Origin of the sequence: Streptomyces sp. NPDC051322 (assembly GCF_040689485.1) — a bacterium.
Classification (GTDB): domain Bacteria; phylum Actinomycetota; class Actinomycetes; order Streptomycetales; family Streptomycetaceae; genus Streptomyces.
Map to the genome: position 1 here is coordinate 368,879 of NZ_JBFBAK010000006.1, position 17,238 is coordinate 386,116.

17 protein-coding genes are annotated in these 17,238 nt (G+C 70.4%); 9 read left to right on the forward strand and 8 right to left on the reverse strand.

Annotation, left to right across the window (positions count from 1 at the left end; genetic code table 11):
* Positions 1–2: 2 nt before the first annotated feature.
* Positions 3–803, forward strand: a complete 801-nt coding sequence (locus AB0436_RS17085; RefSeq protein WP_366468656.1) for an HAD-IIA family hydrolase — start codon at positions 3–5, stop codon at positions 801–803.
* Between the two features lie 20 nt (positions 804–823).
* On the opposite strand, the gene AB0436_RS17090 is transcribed toward AB0436_RS17085, so the two are convergent.
* Together AB0436_RS17090 and AB0436_RS17095 are read right to left on the reverse strand one after the other, a co-directional pair.
* On the reverse strand, positions 824–1,756 hold the full coding sequence (locus tag AB0436_RS17090) for a glutaminase (RefSeq protein WP_366468657.1): 933 nt from the start codon (positions 1,754–1,756) through the stop codon (positions 824–826).
* Between the two features lie 101 nt (positions 1,757–1,857).
* Positions 1,858–2,790: a diiron oxygenase gene (locus tag AB0436_RS17095; RefSeq protein WP_366468658.1), complete on the reverse strand. Its 933-nt coding sequence runs from the start codon at positions 2,788–2,790 to the stop codon at positions 1,858–1,860.
* Between the two features lie 128 nt (positions 2,791–2,918).
* On the opposite strand from AB0436_RS17095, the gene AB0436_RS17100 reads away from it, so the two are divergent.
* Positions 2,919–4,025 carry a ferritin-like domain-containing protein gene (locus tag AB0436_RS17100; protein ID WP_366468659.1) on the forward strand — a complete coding sequence of 369 codons (1,107 nt, stop codon included), beginning with the start codon at positions 2,919–2,921 and terminating at the stop codon, positions 4,023–4,025.
* Positions 4,026–4,038: 13 nt separating this feature from the next.
* Here AB0436_RS17100 and AB0436_RS17105 read toward each other — a convergent pair whose 3' ends face one another.
* From AB0436_RS17105 to AB0436_RS17125, 5 genes are all read right to left on the reverse strand, one after another.
* Positions 4,039–5,508, reverse strand: a complete 1,470-nt coding sequence (locus AB0436_RS17105; protein WP_366468660.1) for a penicillin-binding transpeptidase domain-containing protein — start codon at positions 5,506–5,508, stop codon at positions 4,039–4,041.
* Positions 5,505–6,884 (reverse strand): FtsW/RodA/SpoVE family cell cycle protein, encoded by a 1,380-nt coding sequence (locus AB0436_RS17110; protein WP_366468661.1) that lies wholly within the window; start codon positions 6,882–6,884, stop codon positions 5,505–5,507. Before AB0436_RS17110 ends, AB0436_RS17105 begins: the two co-directional genes overlap by 4 nt.
* Before the next feature lie 106 nt (positions 6,885–6,990).
* Entirely contained in the window at positions 6,991–7,302 is a 312-nt protein-coding gene (locus AB0436_RS17115; RefSeq protein ID WP_366468663.1) for a zinc-ribbon domain-containing protein, read from the reverse strand.
* A 49-nt stretch (positions 7,303–7,351) separates the two neighbouring features.
* Positions 7,352–8,242: a non-homologous end-joining DNA ligase gene (gene ligD / locus AB0436_RS17120; protein WP_366468664.1), complete on the reverse strand. Its 891-nt coding sequence runs from the start codon at positions 8,240–8,242 to the stop codon at positions 7,352–7,354.
* Between the two features lies 1 nt (position 8,243).
* Complete coding sequence (locus tag AB0436_RS17125; protein WP_366468665.1) at positions 8,244–9,287, reverse strand: Ku protein; 1,044 nt, start codon at positions 9,285–9,287, stop codon at positions 8,244–8,246.
* A 279-nt stretch (positions 9,288–9,566) separates the two neighbouring features.
* On the opposite strand from AB0436_RS17125, the gene AB0436_RS17130 reads away from it, so the two are divergent.
* Together AB0436_RS17130 and AB0436_RS17135 are read left to right on the forward strand one after the other, a co-directional pair.
* A complete protein-coding gene (locus AB0436_RS17130; RefSeq protein WP_366468666.1) occupies positions 9,567–9,956 on the forward strand; it encodes a hypothetical protein in 390 nt (129 codons plus the stop codon).
* A 146-nt stretch (positions 9,957–10,102) separates the two neighbouring features.
* Positions 10,103–10,777 (forward strand): class F sortase, encoded by a 675-nt coding sequence (locus AB0436_RS17135; protein WP_366468668.1) that lies wholly within the window; start codon positions 10,103–10,105, stop codon positions 10,775–10,777.
* 94 nt (positions 10,778–10,871) lie between these two features.
* Here AB0436_RS17135 and AB0436_RS17140 read toward each other — a convergent pair whose 3' ends face one another.
* Entirely contained in the window at positions 10,872–12,506 is a 1,635-nt protein-coding gene (locus AB0436_RS17140) for an FAD-dependent monooxygenase (protein ID WP_366468669.1), read from the reverse strand.
* 274 nt (positions 12,507–12,780) lie between these two features.
* Between AB0436_RS17140 and AB0436_RS17145 the strand changes: the two genes are divergently transcribed.
* From AB0436_RS17145 to AB0436_RS17165, 5 genes are all read left to right on the forward strand, one after another.
* A complete protein-coding gene (locus AB0436_RS17145; protein WP_366468670.1) occupies positions 12,781–13,917 on the forward strand; it encodes a SchA/CurD-like domain-containing protein in 1,137 nt (378 codons plus the stop codon).
* 68 nt (positions 13,918–13,985) lie between these two features.
* The gene (locus AB0436_RS17150; protein ID WP_366468671.1) at positions 13,986–14,420 is read left to right on the forward strand and encodes a cupin domain-containing protein; all 435 of its coding nucleotides are present in this window, start codon (positions 13,986–13,988) and stop codon (positions 14,418–14,420) included.
* Complete coding sequence (locus AB0436_RS17155) at positions 14,417–15,685, forward strand: beta-ketoacyl-[acyl-carrier-protein] synthase family protein (protein WP_366468672.1); 1,269 nt, start codon at positions 14,417–14,419, stop codon at positions 15,683–15,685. The genes AB0436_RS17150 and AB0436_RS17155 overlap by 4 nt, the downstream gene beginning before the upstream one ends.
* Positions 15,682–16,932: a ketosynthase chain-length factor gene (locus AB0436_RS17160; RefSeq protein ID WP_366468673.1), complete on the forward strand. Its 1,251-nt coding sequence runs from the start codon at positions 15,682–15,684 to the stop codon at positions 16,930–16,932. The genes AB0436_RS17155 and AB0436_RS17160 overlap by 4 nt, the downstream gene beginning before the upstream one ends.
* 47 nt (positions 16,933–16,979) lie before the next feature.
* The gene (locus AB0436_RS17165; protein WP_365849346.1) at positions 16,980–17,237 is read left to right on the forward strand and encodes an acyl carrier protein; all 258 of its coding nucleotides are present in this window, start codon (positions 16,980–16,982) and stop codon (positions 17,235–17,237) included.
* The last annotated feature ends 1 nt before the right edge of the window (position 17,238 follow it).

Genomic DNA, 17,238 nt, shown 5'->3' on the forward strand with positions numbered 1-17,238 from the left:
GCATGGTGCCAGTACGCGCGGTCCTGATCGACATCGACGGTGTCCTCACGGTCTCCTGGAAGGCGCTGCCGGGGGCGGTCGAGGCGCTGCAGCGCATCCGCACCGCCGGGCCGGCCATCACCCTCCTCACCAACACGACCTCCCGCAGCCGCGCCTCGATCGCTCACGCCCTGGCCGCTGAGGGGTTCGCCGTCGATGCGCAGGACATCCTCACCGCGCCCGCCGCCACCGCGGCGTACCTCACCGAGCACTACCCGGGTGCCCGTTGCTCGCTGCTGAACAGCGGTGACATCCGCGACGACCTCTCGGACGTGACGCTGCTCGACGAGGACGACACCGTCCCGGACGTGGCCATCGTGGGGGGAGCCGGCCCCGAGTTCGACCACATCGCGCTCAACCGCGTCTTCGGCCACCTTCAGCAGGGCGCCCGACTGGTCGCCATGCACCGGAATCTTTACTGGCGCACCGACCGGGGACTGCAACTCGACACCGGCGCGTACCTGATCGGTCTGGAGCGCGCCGCGCGCACGGAGGCGGAGATCACCGGCAAACCGGCGGCCGCGTTCTTCGAGACCGCGCTGGCCCGGCTCGGCGTGCGTCCCGATCAGGCGCTGATGGTCGGCGACGACATCGAGTCCGACGTGCTTGCCGCGCAGCGCGCCGGGCTCACCGGGGTCCTCGTCAAGACCGGCAAGTACCTGCCGGAGACGCATGAGGCCGCGAGCGGCACACCCGATCACGTCCTGGAATCGTTCGCCGACCTTCCCGCTCTGCTGGGCCGTCTCGCCTCGGCGGATCACTGACCCACCGGCCGGTCCGGCCGTCAGAACACCGAAAGCCCCGTCAGCGTCGTGAAGCGGTCCAGGGCCGCGACGCCCGCCACCGAATTGCCGCGTTCGTCGAGTCCGGGGCTCCAGACGCACAGCGTGCAGCGGCCGGGTACGACGGCGATGATGCCGCCGCCCACACCGCTCTTGCCGGGCAGGCCCACCCGGTACGCGAAGTCGCCGGCCGCGTCATAGGTGCCGCAGGTGAGCATGACCGCGTTGATCTGTTTGGCCTGACGGCGGCTGAGCAGCCGGGAGCCGTCGGCCCGGATGCCGTGCCGGGCAAGAAACCCGGTGGCGAGTGCGAGGTCGGCGCAGGACGCCTCGATCGCGCACTGCAGGAAGTACTGCTCCAGGAGCAGCGGCACCGGATTGTCGATGTTGCCGTACGACGCCATGAAGTGGCCGAGGGCGGCGTTGCGATCGCCGTGGGTGGCCTCGGATGCGGCGACGTCCTTGTCGAAGGTCAGCCGGGGGTTGCCGCTCTCGGCGCGCAGGAACTCCAGCAGCGCGCCCGCCGCGTCACCGGTCTGTGTCTGGAGGCGGTCGGTGACGACGAGGGCGCCCGCGTTGATGAACGGATTGCGCGGGATGCCGTTCTCGTACTCCAGCTGCACCAGCGAGTTGAACGGATTGCCGGAGGGCTCGCGGCCCACGTGCTCCCAGAGCTCGCCGCCCTCGCGGGCCAGGTCGAGGGCGAGCGTGAAGACCTTGGTGAGGGACTGCGTGGAGAACGGCTGCCGCCAGTCCCGCACTCCGTACACCGTGCCGTCGAGCTCCGCGACGGCCATGCCGAAGCTGCGCGGGTCGCAGGCGGCGAGCGCCGGGATGTAGTCGGCGGGCCGGCCGCGCCCGGGCGTCTGCTCGATCTCGGTGGCGATGCGCTCCAGGACCGGCTGGAAGGTCAGCGACGGGGACATGATCCCCATTGTGCCGCCCGTCCTGTTCCGTTGCTCGTCCCGCCGGTCCTGCCGCGCATCAGCCCGCAGCGCCGCTCAGCGGACCTCGGTGCCGCCGCGCGGCTTCGGCTTCATCGGGCCAGCAGCCCCGAGCCGACCCAGAGCCGGCGGCCCACGCCCCGGAGTACGCCGATGTCGTCCAGGAAGTCCGTCAGGCGCTTGGCACCGGTCTGCATCACCTGTGTGCGGTGGCCGCTCGCCCGGACCTGGGCGACGGCCTCGCGGTGGTCCAGGCCGACGTTCGTGTAGACCTGCGGGTTGATGAAGCAGGTGGAGAAGACCCGGGCGGCCTCACCGCAGCTGACCCGGGTGAAGTGCTGCTCCCAGCGGGGCGCGGACACCATCTGGCGGCGCAGTTCCTCGCGGGCGTACCGGACGTGGCGGGCCTCCTCGATGACGTGGATCCGGGTCACTCCGCGCACCAGGCTCTGCACCCGTTCGTCGGGGAAGGTCAGCCGCTGCATGTAGTCGAGGATCTCCTCGCCCAGCAGGGTGGCGGCGAAGGAACCGGGCGTGGTGGAGGCGGTCTTCAGGACGCGCGCGAGGTTGTGGTAGAGCCGGGGCACCGGGTAGGCCGGTGCGCCGCCCTTCTGGATCATCCTGGCGAACATCATGGAGTGCCGGCACTCGTCGGCTATCTCGGTCAGCGCGTAGCGGACATGACTGCTGGTCACCGACTTGTCGTAGATGTGCCGGACGAGCAGCTGCATCAGGATGATCTCGAACCAGATGCCGAGCGAGGCCAGCGAGGCCGCCTCGTGCCTGGCGAGGTCCATCCGCTGTTCCTGGGACATCTTCCGCCACAGCGGGGTGTCGTAGAGCGATACGAGCTCGGGCGGCCAGAACCACTTGCCGTCCTCGATCGGGGCCGCCCAGTCGAGCTCCTTGTCCGGGTCGAAGGAGTGCTTCGCGGACGCTTCCAGGAGCCGTTCGGCGGTCTGCTCACGGTCCCTGAGCATGCCGAGGGCGTCGCGGAGCACTTGGCTGTCGGTCGCAGTCGTCATCGCTGGGGCACCTCACGCTCGGGCGTTACCACTGGTTACTCTTTATGAGACTGCTTGTCAGCAAGATGTGTCAATCCTTTACCGCGACTTGTTGACCCGGCGTCTACCAACGTGTGAGCCTGCCAAGTATGTCGACTCATGAGCTCTACACCAACGGTCCGGTCGCACCGAACTGGCAGATACCGGCCGCCGGTTCGGCGCGTTTCAGCTGGGAGTACGACGACGGGCGCGACCGGCTGCTCGCCCTGTACCAGAAGGGCAAGGACAAGCAGTGGGACGGCGCGAAGCGGATCGACTGGTCGCTCGAAGTCGACCCGTACGACCCGCTCGGCACGCCCGACGAGGCCATGACGCTGTACGGGACGCCCTACTGGGACCGGATGACCGACCGGGACAAGGGCGAACTGCGCAAGCACTACACCGCCTGGCAGTTCAGCCAGTTCCTGCACGGCGAGCAGGGCGCGATGGTGTGCGCCGCCCGCATCGTCGAGTCCGCGCCCGACCTCGACGCGAAGTTCTACTCGGCCACCCAGACCATGGACGAGGCCCGGCACGCCGAGATCTACGGCCGGTTCCTGCACGAGAAGCTCGGGATGCTGTACCCGATCAACGACAACCTGCAGGCGCTGCTGGGCGACACCCTCCGCGACTCGCGGTGGGACATGCCGTACCTGGGCATGCAGGTCCTCATCGAAGGGCTCGCGCTGGCCGCGTTCGGGATGATCCGGGACACCACGAACAAGCCGTTGCCGAAGCAGATCCTGGCGTATGTCATGCAGGACGAGGCGCGGCATGTGGCCTTCGGGCGGATGGCGCTGCGCGACTACTACCGGCAGCTGACCGATGCCGAGCGGCGGGAGCGCGAGGAGTTCGTCATCGAGGGCTGCTACCTGATGCGCGACCGGCTGCGGGGCGTCGAGGTCCTGGAGAACTTCGGCATCCCCAAGAAGGAGGCTGAGCAGCTCTCCGAGAACTCCGAGTTCCTGCAGCTCTTCCGCCAGCTGCTGTTCAGCCGGATCGTGCCGTGTGTCAAGGACATCGGCCTCTGGGGCGAGCGGCTGCAGAAGGCCTACGTCGACATGGGCGTCTTCGAGATGGGCAACTCCAACCTCGACCTGCTGATGACGCAGGACGAGGAGATCGCCGAGCAGCTCGACAAGGAGAGGTTCGCGCAGGAGGAGCTGGCCCGCGTCTCCGAGGTCGAGTCGGCCATCGCGGAGGGCGCGCAGTCCTGAGCGGTGGACACGCTCACCGGTCGTCGTGCTCGCTGAGCGCCGCCTCCATGACCGCCCGGGCGATCGGCGCGGCGAAGCCGCCGCCGCTGATGTCGGCGCGGTCCGCCGAGGCGTCCTCGACCACCACGGCGACCGCCACCGCCGGCCGGCTCGCGCCGTCGGCGCGCGCCCAGGAGATGAACCAGGCGTACGGCAGCCCGGCGTTGCCGACGCCGTTCTGGGCGGTGCCGGTCTTGCCGCCGACCGTGACGCCCGGGATCGCCGCGGTGGAGCCGGTGCCGTGTGTCACGACGTCCACCATCATCTGCTGGAGCTGTTCGGCCGCGGGGGCGCTCATCGCCCGCCGGTAGGGTTTCTGACCGGTCCGGTGAACGATGCCGCCGTGCTGGTCGAGCGTCCGGTCGATCAGGTGCGGGTACATCAGGGCGCCGTCGTTGGCTACCGCGGCGGAGACCATCGCCATCTGCAGCGGGGTCGCCGAGGTGTTGAACTGCCCGATGGAGGAGAGCGCCAGCTGGTCCCTGCTCATATCGGTGTCGAAGTTGCTCCGGGCGACCCCCGACGGAATCCTGAGACCGCTGTCGTTGAAGCCGAACTTCCGCGCCGTGGCCACCATGTCGTCGAGCCCGACCCGTACCCCCAGATGGGCGAGCACCGTGTTGCAGGACACCTCGATGGCGTGGGCGAGTGATGCGTGGCCGCAGCCGCTCGCCTCGTTGGGCAGTTCGGTCGTGGTGTCGGGCAGCAGGTACGGATCGGGGGTGTCGGTGTCCTCGTCGATGTCGGAGACCACACCCGCGTCCAGCGCGGCCGCCGCCGTGACGATCTTGAACGCCGAACCGGGCGGGTAGGTCTCCCGGATGGCCCGGTTCAGCATCGGCCGGTCGGCGAGCGCGTTCAGCCCCGCCCAGGCCCGGGTGACGCGCGGGCCGGTACCGGAGAACGCGCCGGGGTCGTACGAGGGGCTGCTGACCAGCGCCAGGATCCGGCCGGTGGCCGGCTCGATCGCGGCCACCGCGCCCCGCCGGCCGTCGAGCCCTTCGTACGCGGCCTCCTGCGCCCGGGCCTCGATGGTGGTGGCCACATCGCCGCCCGGCTGCCGGGTCCGGGTCAGCTGGTTCCACATCGGAAAGGGGGTGAGCCGCGGATCGGTGCCGGCCAGGATGCCGTCCTCGGCGTTCTCGATCAGCGCCGTGCCGTACGTCTGAGAGGCGTAGCCGGTGACCGGCGCGTACAGCGGCCCGTCCCGGTAGGTCCGCTCGTAGCGCAGTTGCTCGCCGGAGTCCTTCGACCCCGTGACCGCCCGGCCGTCGACCAGGATGTCGCCGCGCGGCTGCGCGTAACGGGCGATCATCTGGCGCCGGTCGGCCGGGTTCTTGCCGAGCGAGTCGGCCTGGATGACCTGCACTCTGGCCGCATTGGCCAGCAGTGCGAGCAGCAGCAGGACGCAGCAGGCGGCGGCGCGCCGGATGTTGCGGGTCATGACGCCGTCTCCACGACCGGCGCCACGACTCCGGGTTCGACGAGGTCCGGGCGTGGTCTGCGAGCGGAGTCGCTGAGGCGGATCAGCAGGGCCACGATCACCCAGTTGGTGACCAGGGAGGAGCCGCCCTGGGCGAGGAAGGGCATGGCCATGCCGGTCAGCGGGATCAGCCCCATCACCCCGCCCGCGATGACGAACACCTGGATCGCCAGGATGGAGGCGAGACCGACGGCCAGCAGTCGCCCGAAGGAGTCCCGCAGGGCCAGCCCCGCCGAGTAGCCGCGGGCCACCAGCAGCCCGTACAGCAGGAAGAGCGCGCAGAGTCCGGCCAGGCCGAGCTCCTCACCGGCCGTGGCCAGGATGAAGTCGGACTTCACGGCGAAGCCGATCAGGACCGAGTGGCCCATGCCCAGGCCGGTGCCGAGGATGCCGCCCGCGGCGAAGGCGAAGAGCGACTGGGCGACCTGGCTCGGGCCCTGGCCGGCCGCGATGGAGGCGAAGGGGTGCAGCCAGTCCTCGACCCGGCTGCGGACATGGGGTTCGAGATGGCCCACCATGAAAGCGCCGAAGCCGGCCATCAGCATGCCGATCGCGACCCAGCTGCCGCGGCCGGTCGCTACGTACAGCATGATGATGAACAGCCCGAAGAAGAGCAGTGAAGTGCCCAGGTCGCGCTCCAGCACCAGGACACCGACGCTGACCAGCCAGATGGCCAGGATCGGCGCCAGAGCGCGCATGGTCGGCAGCTGGAGCCGCCGGATCCGGCGGCCGGTGTAGGAGAGGGCGTGGTGGTTCGCCGCGAGGTAGGCGGCGAAGAACACCGCGAGCAGCACCTTGGCGAACTCGCCCGGCTGGATGGAGAAACCGCCGAGCCGGATCCAGATCTTCGCGCCGTTCACCGCGGGGAAGAGGATCGGAGCGATCATCAGGGCCAGCGCGGTGGCGACCGAGAGATAGGCGTACGACCGCAGCACGCGGTGGTCGCGCAGCAGTACCACGACGACGATGAAGAGCCCCACTCCGAAGGTCGACCAGATCAGCTGGGTGGGTGCGGCCGCGTCGTGGCGGGTCTCCAGGTCGAGGCGGTAGATCAGCACCAGGCCGATGCCGTTGAGCAGCACCGCGATCGGCAGCAGCAGCGGGTCGGCGTACGGGGCGCGGAAGCGGACGGCGAGATGGGCCAGCAGGGCGAGCAGCGCGAGCCCCGCGCCGTAGCTCGCGGCATCCGCCGGTACGGAGTCGTGCCGGGTGAGCCCGACGTCGATGTAGCCGCAGACGGAGATCAGTACGGCGGCGAACAGCAGCACGAGTTCGATCCCGCGCCGCTTCGGCCGACGGGGATCGGGCGGGGGAGTGTCCGCAGTCGTTGCGTACATGGCACGCAACGTAGCAAGCCCCGGGCGATATATCCGTCAATGTCCTGGTGTGCCGCGGGAGCGGCCCCGGAGCGTCGACGCTCTGCCGGGGCCGGCCGCGCACCGCTCACTGCTGGTACGGGTTCTGCCCCTGCTGCTGCGGCGCGGCCTGGCCGTAACCCTGCTGCGGGCCGTGCGGCTGACCCGTGCTCTGCGCCTGCAGCTGCTCGGCCTGCTCCTTGGTCAGCCGGCTCTCCACGCCGCAGAACGTGCACTGGGTGGCGTACTTGACGGAGAGGGGGAAGAGCGGCACGAAGAACAGCGTGAACTTGGTGACGCGCTTGCGGAGCGTGTGCGCGGACGGGTTACCGCAGTGGCCGCACACCAGGGTGAGTATCGCCAACTGGTAGATGTAACCCCTGGTACCAAAAATGATCATGTTATGTCCCCTCCTGGCCAGTCATAGCGGTTCACCGTATCCGCCGGTGTCAAGAGCCGGGCAGCCGCCGGGCCCCTTCCAGGTCGACGAGCGGGGCGAGCAGGTCTCCGTGCTTCTTCAGCCGGGGCCCGATGTCGCCGATCAGGAAGACCAGTTCGGCAGGGTCGGTGCATCCTTCGACCTCCTTCCAGGTGACCGGCGCCGACACGGTCGGCTCCGGGCGGGCGCGCACCGTGTAGGGGGTGGCCGTGGTCTTCGCGGCCGCGTTCTGGCTGTGGTCGACGAAGACCTTGCCGGGCCGTAGCGCCCGCGCCATCCGGTGCAGGGCCAGCTCCGGCAGCGCCGCCTCCGCCTCGATGGCGAGGCCTTTGGCATATGCCGACACCTCGTCCGACGGGGTGCGCTCGAGCGGCACCAGCAGATGGAGGCCCTTCGATCCGGAGGTCTTCGCATAGGCGGTCAGGCCGTCGTCCGAAAGCCGCTCCCGCAGCCAGCATGCCACCGTGCAGCAGTCCACCACGGTGGCCCCGGGGCCGGGGTCGAGGTCGAACACCAGCCGGTCGGCGCGGGCGGGGTGCTGAGCCTGCCACTGCGGGGTGTGGAATTCGACGACCAGGTTGGCCGCCCACATCAGCGTCGCCAGATCCTGGACCAGCACCTGACATGCGGTCCGCTCCCGGGAGCGGGGCACATCGGCGGTCTGCACCCAGTCGGGGGCGCCGGGCGGCACGTTCTTGGTGAAGAACCGCTGCCCGTCGGGGCCGTCCGGGTAGCGCAGAAAGGACACCGGCCGATCACGCAGGTGCGCGAGCAGCGGACCGGCGGTTTCGGCGCAGTAGTGCAGGACCTCACCCTTGGTGGTGCCGGTCGCCGGGTAGAGGACCTTGTCGAGTCGGGTGAGGGGCAGCCGCCGCCCCTCCACCTCGGTGAGGGGCGGCATATCAGGCGGACGCCCGCTTCGTGGTCTTCTTCGCGGCCGTCTTCTTGGCCGTGGTCTTCTTCGCTGCGGTCTTCTTGGCCGCGGTCTTCTTTGCCGGGGTCTTCTTTGCCGGGGTCTTCTTCGAGGCGGCCGTGCTCTTCTTCGGGCCCGAACTCTTCTTCGCCGCCGTGCTCTTCTCGGCCGCGCTCTTCTTGCCCCCCTTGCCGGCCCGCAGCGTGTGGATCTCGGCGTCCTCCCCTTCACCCTCCTCCTCGGCGTCCTCCCCCCGCGTCCCCTTCGCCGCCCGGACGCTGTTCTCCAGGGCGGCCATGAGGTCGATGACCGTGCCGTCGGAGGGGGCGGCCTCCCGCTCGTGCGGGGGCTCGACGCCCTGCAGCCGCGCCTCGATGACCTGCTGGAGCGCCTCCTGGTACTCGTCCCGCATGGCCGACAGGTCGAAGTCCTCGGAAAGCGTGTCCATCAGCGATTTGGCCATCTTGAGCTCCTGGGGCCGCACCGTGACATCGCCTTCCGGAGCGACGCCGGCCGCGGGCCGCACCTCGTCGGGCCAGAGGCAGGTCTGCAGCACCAGGGTGTCCTCGTGCACGCGGAGCACCGCCAGGGACTCCCGCGAGCGCAGCGCGATCTTGGTGACCGCGATCTGGCCGGACTCGATCAGAGCGTCTCGGAGCAGCGCGTAGGGCTTGCTGGCCGTCCGGTCGGAGCTGCCGACGTAGTAGGCCTTGGAGAACATCAGCGGATCGATGGTGTCGGCGTCCACGAAGGCCAGCACGTCGATGACCTTCTTGCTGGGCAGCGGCAGATCCGCGAGGTCGTCGTCCGACAGGGTGATCGTGCTGCCGTCCGGGGCCTCGTAGCCCTTGGTGACCTCCGAGTAGGGGATCTCCTTGTCCTCCGCCTCGCAGAAGCGCCGCATCCGCACCCGGGAGCCGTCCTCCTCGTGCACCTGGTGGAGCGGTACGTCGTGCTCCTGGGCAGCCGTGAAGAGCTGGACCGGAATCGTGACCAGCCCGAACGAGATGGCGCCCTTCCAGGTCGCTCGCATGGCGCGCTCCTCTCCCGGGGGTTCTCAGGCTAAGCCGGAGCACGACACCGCGAAACTCGACGCCGCCCCGTGCGCCGGGCCGGTCTTACACCTTTCCTGGCTGCCAACGGGTGATTGAACCGTGATGTCCACCCGGAGGGCCCAAGATATGGCCCTAATGCAGCACACTCCGGTGGTGGGCGGTCCGATTCCGGTTGACGGTGAGCACGTCCCTACTGCGAATCCGAAGAGCCGACGACGTGTCGGTTCGCGCAGTGGTGGCGGAAGGAACACATCCACATGCGCACAGCTCGTACCCTGTTCGCCGCCGCGGCTGCCACGGCGATCCTCTCCTTCGGTGCACCGGTGGCCCTCGCAGCGACACCCACCCAGTGGACCCCGGACAGCGGCTCCTCGTCGAGCAGCGACTCCGGCAAGTACAGCGGTTCCGCCGAGCACGGCCAGTCCGAGCACGGGCAGTCCGAGCACGGGCAGAAGGACCCCTCGTGGGGTGGCGACAACGACTCATGGAGCGGCAAGGAGCCGCACGGCGGCGTGCACGCCGGTGGCGGCGGTCTCGCGGTGACGGGCAGTGGCCTGGCGGCCGGCACGGTGCTGCTGGTCGGCGGGCTCGGTGCCGGGGCGTACATGCTGCGCCGCCGCACCACCTCGGGCTCCGCCCTCGCCTGATCGCCGTCGAGTCACCCCCCGGGCTGTCGCGGTCGCCGTCTCGTCGGGACGGTGGCCGCGGCGACTGCGTTTCCACGTAACCGGCTTTTCCGGTACCCGGTTTTCCCGCACCCGCTCTGTCGTCCCGTGGATGGAAGGTTCGCCTCATGACCGCCCAGAAGCCGCCCGAGCCGACCCCGCCGGACCGCAGGCGCTCCATGCTGTGGCCCGCCGCGGCGGTGGCACTCGGGGCGCTCCTCATGTACAACTCCGTCGAAGGCAACGGCACGACCGAACCCCACCCCACGGCCGTCGCCTCCGCCGAGCCCAGCCCCCCGGCCGCGTCCTCCCCGTCCGTCGACCGGACCCTGGTGCTGCCCCGGTCGACGCCGACCCGGATCTCCATCCCGGCAATCGGGGTCAACGCCCCCTTCACCAACCTCTCGCTGGGATCGCAGGGAGAGCTCAGCCCGCCACCGGCCGACGACAACAACCTCGTCGGCTGGTACATGGGCGGCCCGGCACCCGGCCAGACCGGCCCGGCCATCGTCGCGGGCCACGTCGACACCAAGACCGGGCCCGCCGTCTTCATGCTGCTCTACGCGCTGAAGCCGGGGAACACCATCGACATCGCCCGCGAGGACGGCACGGTCGCCACCTTCAAGGTCGACTCCGTCGAGGAGTTCAGCAAGGCCGACTTCCCGGACAGCCGGGTCTACGCCGACACCCCCGACCCGCAGCTGCGCCTGATCACCTGCGGAGGGGTGTACGACCATCAGGTCAAGGACTACAAGGACAACGTGGTGGTCTTCGCCCACCTCGACTCCACCGGGACCGTCTGAACCGGAGCCCACCGCTCGAAGGGCTGATGCCCGACGACTGCTGCCCGGCCGGGACGACCCCGGCCGGGCAGCAGTCATGACGGCAGCGGCCGCCTCAGGGACGGCTCAGCAGCGTGCCGAGCACCTCGGCCAGCACCGCCTCGTGATCGGTCACCCCGGCCGGCGCCCGCCAGGCGACGAACCCGTCCGGGCGCACCAGCACGGCTCCTGCGGCCGTCGTACCGTGCGCCTCGGCCCAGTCCGTGCCGCCCTCCGTCACCAGGTCGGCGCCCGCTCCGGCACCCACCGCGTAGACGTCCAGCGGTACGGACAGCCGGTCGGTGACCCGTTTGGCCGCCGACCGCCAGGCCTCTTCGCCGACGTCGGTGAGCAGCACGAAGGACCGCTCGTAGAGGTCCAGGGTCGACCTGCGGACGCCGTACCGGCTCACCCACAGGTGCGGGGCGCGGGAGCCGGGGTCGCCCGCCAGGCGCATTCCGTCGGGCACGACGGGCTGCTCGGGGTCGGCGCCGACCACCGCGCCACGGGGATAGCGGTAACCGAGGGCCACCGGGAGCAGCCCGCCCTGCTTGCCGCCGGCCGGTCCGGGGACCGGTGCGTAACCGGGGTGACTGTGCTCCGCGGAGCGGGATGACGCGCGGCGGCTCGTCGCCTCCGCCACCGGCCGGCGCTCCGCCTCATACGTCTTCAACAGCCCGGCGCCCGCTGACCCGTTCAGCACGGCGGCCAGCTTCCAGGTCAGGTTGTGCGCGTCCTGGATGCCGGTGTTGGAGCCGAAGGCCCCGGTGGGGGACATCTCGTGCACCGAGTCACCGGCCAGGAACACCCGGCCCGACGCATAGCGGTCGGCCACCCGTTCGGCGGCGTGCCAGGGCGCCTTGCCGGTGATCTCGACATCGAGGTCGGGTGCCCCGGTGGCCCGGCGGATGTGCGCCACGCAGCGGTCGTCGGTGAAGTCGTCGAGGGTCTCGCCCCGGTCGGGCTGCCACGGCAGGTGGAACACCCACTGCTCGTGGTTGTCGACGGGCAGCAGCGCACCGTCCGCGTCCTCACCGGTGAGGTAGCAGACGATGAAACGGCGGTCGCCGACGACATCCGCGAGCTGCCGGGACCGGAAGGTGACGCTCACGTTGTGAAACAGGTCGCCCGCCCCCGACAGCCCGATCCCGAGCCGCTCACGGACCGGACTGCGCGGCCCGTCGGCCGCGATCAGGTAATCCGCGCGTACGGTGCTGCGCTCGCCGCTGCTCCGGTCTTTCAGCACCGCGGTCACTCCGTCGGCGTCCTGGTCGAAGGAGACCAGTTCGGTGGAGAAACGCAGGTCGCCCCCGAGGTCGCGGGCGCACCTCACCAGGACCGGTTCCAGGTCGTTCTGACTGCAAAGACACCAGCCGGCGGGGCTGAAGCGCGCCAGTCCGCCACCCGGGTCGATCTCCTTGAACAGCCACTCCTGGTCGTCGCCGGTCAGTGAACCGGCCTGCAGAATCCCGTGGTTGTCGGCGAGCACCGACGCCGCCTCCCGGATCTGCGACTCGACGCCCGCCGTGCGGAACAGTTCCATCGTGCGGACGTTGTTTCCGCGGCCGCGCGGATGCACCGAGGTGTCGGCGTGCTTCTCGACCAGCAGATGCTCGACGCCCAGCCGCCCCAGGAACAGGGAAGCGGACAGGCCCACCAGGGAACCGCCCACGATCAGGACCGGTACGCGGTGGTCGACTTTCTCGTTCATGCATGCTCCAGCCAGAGGTCCTGCGGGTGGACAACAGCGTCTGGGTTTTCTCATGCCCGTCACGGCCTCGTTTCGGACGGCATTCACCCGCATGGTGCCCAGCTCTCGCGCCACTCCCGGCACCGGCTCACGATCGAGCAAGGGTGCGACAGCCCCGAATCCGGGGAGCGGGCCACGGGGAGTTACCGGGAGCCCGCTCCGGATTGCCCTGATGACCGACGACTGACGGTGGGCCCCGGAGGTGACCGCCGTTTCGTCTCGAAGGAGTGTTCCCATGACGGTCTTGTCGGAACGGGTTTCCCAGTCCGCCTTCGACGGCTCAAGACTTCGCGTCGTACTGCTGCTGGACCTGCACGAGGGTGCCCAGGAGCAGTTCCTGCAGGCTTACGAGCAGATGCGCATACAGGTCGCCTCGGTACCCGGCCATGTCAGCGACCAGCTGTGCCAGTCGATCGAGAACCCCTCGCAGTGGCTCATCACCAGCGAGTGGGAGACCGCGCCGCCGTTCCTCGCCTGGGTGAACAGCGAGGAGCACGTCCAGATGGTCCAGCCGCTGCACAGCTGCGTACGCAACACCCGTTCGCTGCGTTACAGCGTGCTCCGGGAGACCGGGAACACGGCCGGGGGCGTGGCGACCGCGCCGGTCAGGGGCGGTCTGCAGGCCGCCCCCCGGCTCGGCGACGGCGTGGTCCGCCACGCCCTCACCTTCACGGTGAAGCCCGGCACGGAGGACGTCGTGGCGAAGATCCTCTCCGGCTACGAGTCCCCGGAGGCCCGGGTCGACGAGAACACCCGGCTGCGCCGCACCTCGCTGTTCATGCACGGCAACCGCGTCGTACGGGCCGTCGAGGTCGAGGGCGATCTGCTGGCGGCGCTGCGCCATGTGTCCCAGCAGCCCGAGATCAGAGCGGTCGAAGAGGCGCTCAACCCCTACCTGGAGCAGGACCGGGACCTCGCCGACGCCAACTCCGCCAGGACCTTCTTCACCCGGGCCGCGTTGCCGATGGTGCATCACGAGTCGGCGGGGCGGTACGCGCCTTCGGACGTCCGCAGGCACGCGCTCTTCTACCAGGCCAAGGACGGGTGCGGCACGGCGCTGGCCCGGTTGCTGGCCGGCCAGGACGAGGCGGTCGCCGACGACCCGACCACCCCGGTCGCCGGCAGCACCATCTTCCAGCGGGACGACGTCGTGGTGCGGGTCGTCGACGTGGCGGGCCCGGTCGACGCCCGGCCCGGACAGGTGCTGGGCATCGACGGCCCCCGCAAGGCGCATGTGCTGGCCCGCCTGCTCGACGGCGGCGCGGACGGCGTGCCGACCACGGAGGAGGGGGCCGCCGGTTTCCTGGAGCGTTCCCGGATGACCCCGATCACCGACCGGAGCGCGTCGGACCGACCCCCGCGCCGACCCTGACCCGCGCGTCCTCCGGGCGGAGCACCCCCCGCTCCGGCCCGTCGGCTCAGACCCAGGAGAAAGCTGTCATGAACCTGCACCGGCCACGCATCGTGGACCTCAGCGAAACCCAGCCCAACCGAAGGCGCGGAGGCGATCTGCGCGCCATGCTCACGCCGACGGCGGTGGGGGCGACCAGCGGCTTCATGGGCCTGGCTCTCATCGAGCCCGGCGACCGGATCGGCGAGCACTACCACCCGTACTCCGAGGAGTTCGTGTACGTCGTGAACGGTCTCCTCGAGGTCGACCTGGACGGCGAGACCCACAGCATGCGCCCCGACCAGGGGCTCCTCATCCCGCTGAACGTCCGTCACCGCTTCCGCAACGTCGGTGACGTGGAGGCCCGGATGGTCTTCCATCTCGGCCCGCTGGCCCCGCGTCCCGAGCTGGGACACGTGGACACCGAGGGCGAGGACCTGATCGACCAGGGACCGCCCGCGGAGAGAACGGCGGCCACCTCATGACCCGGCGTGTGGCGGTCACCGGGATAGGCGTCGTCGCCCCGGGCGGCACCGGCATACCGGCTTTCTGGGACCTGCTCTCGGCCGGCCGCACCGCGACCCGGGGCATCACCCTCTTCGACCCGGCGGGTTTCCGCTCCCGGATAGCCGCCGAGTGCGACTTCGACCCCGCGGAGCACGGCCTCGACGCGGACCAACTGGTGCGGCACGACCGGTACGTGCAGTTCGCGCTGGTCGCAGCGGACGAAGCGCTGCACGACTCCGGCCTGGAACCCGGCGAGGAGGACCCGTGGCGCATCGGGGTCTCGCTGGGCACCGCGGTCGGGGGTACCACCCGGCTGGAGCAGGACTACGTCGAGGTGAGCGCCAACGGCGCCCGCTGGGACGTCGACCACCGGCCGGCCCGCCCCGAACTGCACCGGGCCTTCTCGCCCAGCTCCCTCGCCTCGGCGGTGGCCGAACAGATCGGCGCGCACGGTCCCGTCCAGACGGTGTCCACGGGCTGCACCTCCGGCCTGGACGCGATCGGGTACGCCTTCCACTCCATTGAGGAAGGCCGGGTCGACGTGTGCCTCGCGGGCGCGTCGGAATCCCCGATCTCCCCCATCACGGTGGCCTGCTTCGACGCCATCAAGGCGACCTCACCCAACAACGACGACCCGGAGCACGCCTCCCGGCCGTTCGACGCCAACCGCGACGGCTTCGTCATGGGCGAGGGCGGCGCCGTGCTCGTACTCGAGGAGCTCGAGCACGCCCGGGCCCGCGGTGCGACCGTCTACTGCGAGATCCAGGGCTACGCCACCTTCGGCAACGCCTACCACATGACCGGGCTGACCCCGGACGGAGTCGAGATGGCGCACGCCATCAACACCGCCCTCGACCACGCCCGGCTGGACGGCAGCAGGATCGACTACGTCAACGCACACGGCTCGGGCACCAAACAGAACGACCGGCACGAGACGGCGGCGGTGAAACGGTCGCTCGGCGCCCACGCCCACGAGATACCCATGAGCTCGATCAAGTCGATGGTCGGCCACTCGCTCGGCGCCATCGGCGCCATCGAGGTCGTGGCGTGCGTACTGGCACTCAGCCACCAGGTGGTGCCGCCGACGGCCAACTACGAGACCCCCGACCCCGAGTGCGACCTGGACTACGTACCGCGCACCGCCCGTGCGGCGAAGCTGCGCAGCGTGCTCTCGGTCGGCAGCGGATTCGGCGGCTTCCAGTCCGCTGTGGTGCTGTCCCGGCCCCGTGGGAGGAAAACATGAGTCAACCGAACGACCGGCGCGCGGTCATCACCGGCATCGGTGTCGTCGCCCCCAACGGGACGAGCACCGAGACCTTCTGGAAGAGCACCCAGGAGGGCATCAGCGTCCTCGACCGGGTCACCCGTGAAGGGTGTGAGCAACTCCCGCTGCGGGTCGCGGGCGAGGTCCGCGACATCGCACTCGACGCGCTGGTCGAGGAGCGCATCCTCGTCCAGACCGACCGGTTCACCCACTTCGCGATGGTGGCGGCGGACCTCGCCCTCGACGACGGCCGGCTGACCCGCGCCGACTACCAGGACGCGCCGTTCGCCGTCGGAGTGGTGACCGCCGCGGGCTCCGGCGGCGGCGAGTTCGGCCAGCGCGAACTGCAACGGCTGTGGGGTCAGGGACCCCGCTTCGTCGGGCCGTACCAGTCCATCGCCTGGTTCTACGCGGCCAGTACCGGCCAGATCTCCATCCGTGGCGGCTTCAAAGGCCCGTGCGGAGTCGTCGCGAGCGACGAGGCCGGCGGCCTGGACGCGCTCGCGCATGCCGCCGGGGCCGTCCGGCGCGGCACCGACGCGGTGGTCGTCGGCGCGGCCGAGGCGCCACTGGCGCCGTACTCGATGGTCTGCCAGCTCGGTTACGAGGGACTCAGCACCGAGGAGGACCCCGCCCGCGCCTACCGCCCCTTCACCTCCGGCGCCTGCGGGTTCGTGCCGGCCGAGGGCGGCGCCATGTTCCTCGTCGAGGACGAGAGGACCGCCGTCGCACGCGGGGCCCAGGTCCGGGCCGAACTCGCCGGGCACGCCACCACCTTCACCGGCGCCTCCCGCTGGGAGGAGTCCCGGGAGGGACTCGCCCACGCGATCCGCGGCGCGCTGCGGGCGGCGCGCTGCGCGCCCGAGGAGGTCGACGTCGTCTTCGCGGACGCCCTCGGCATCCCGGACGCCGACCGCGCCGAGGCACTCGCCATCGCCGACGCGCTCGGTGCGCACGGCCGACGGGTACCGGTCACGGCGCCCAAGTCCGGCACCGGGCGGGCGTACTGCGGTGCCCCGGTACTGGACACCGCCGCCGCGGTCCTGGCCATGGAGCACGGTCTGCTGCCGCCCACGCCGAACGTCTTCGACGTCTGCCACGACCTCGACGTGGTCACCGGCACGGCGCGCCCCGCCGAGCTGCGGACCGCGCTCGTGCTGAGCCGCGGGCTGATGGGCTCGAACTCGGCGCTGGTACTCCGAGGGGCCGCCGGTCCGCCCGCGTAACCGCACCCTTCTCTCCGCCCCCACCCTTCGCAGAAAAGGAAACCCTCATGACCCCTGAACTCGACTACCAGGAACTGGCCCTGCTGATGAAGAAGAGCGCGGGCATCACCGTCGACCCGGACGAGCTCGAGAACCGCACGCAGGCCAAGTTCAGCGACTTCGGCCTCGACTCCCTCGGCCTCCTCGGCATCGTCGGCGAGCTCGAGAACCGGCACGGACGAGCGCTGCCGCCCGACGCGGACAAGTGCAAGTCGCCCGCGGAGTTCATCGACATGGTCAACGACGCGCTGCTGATGGGAGCCTGAC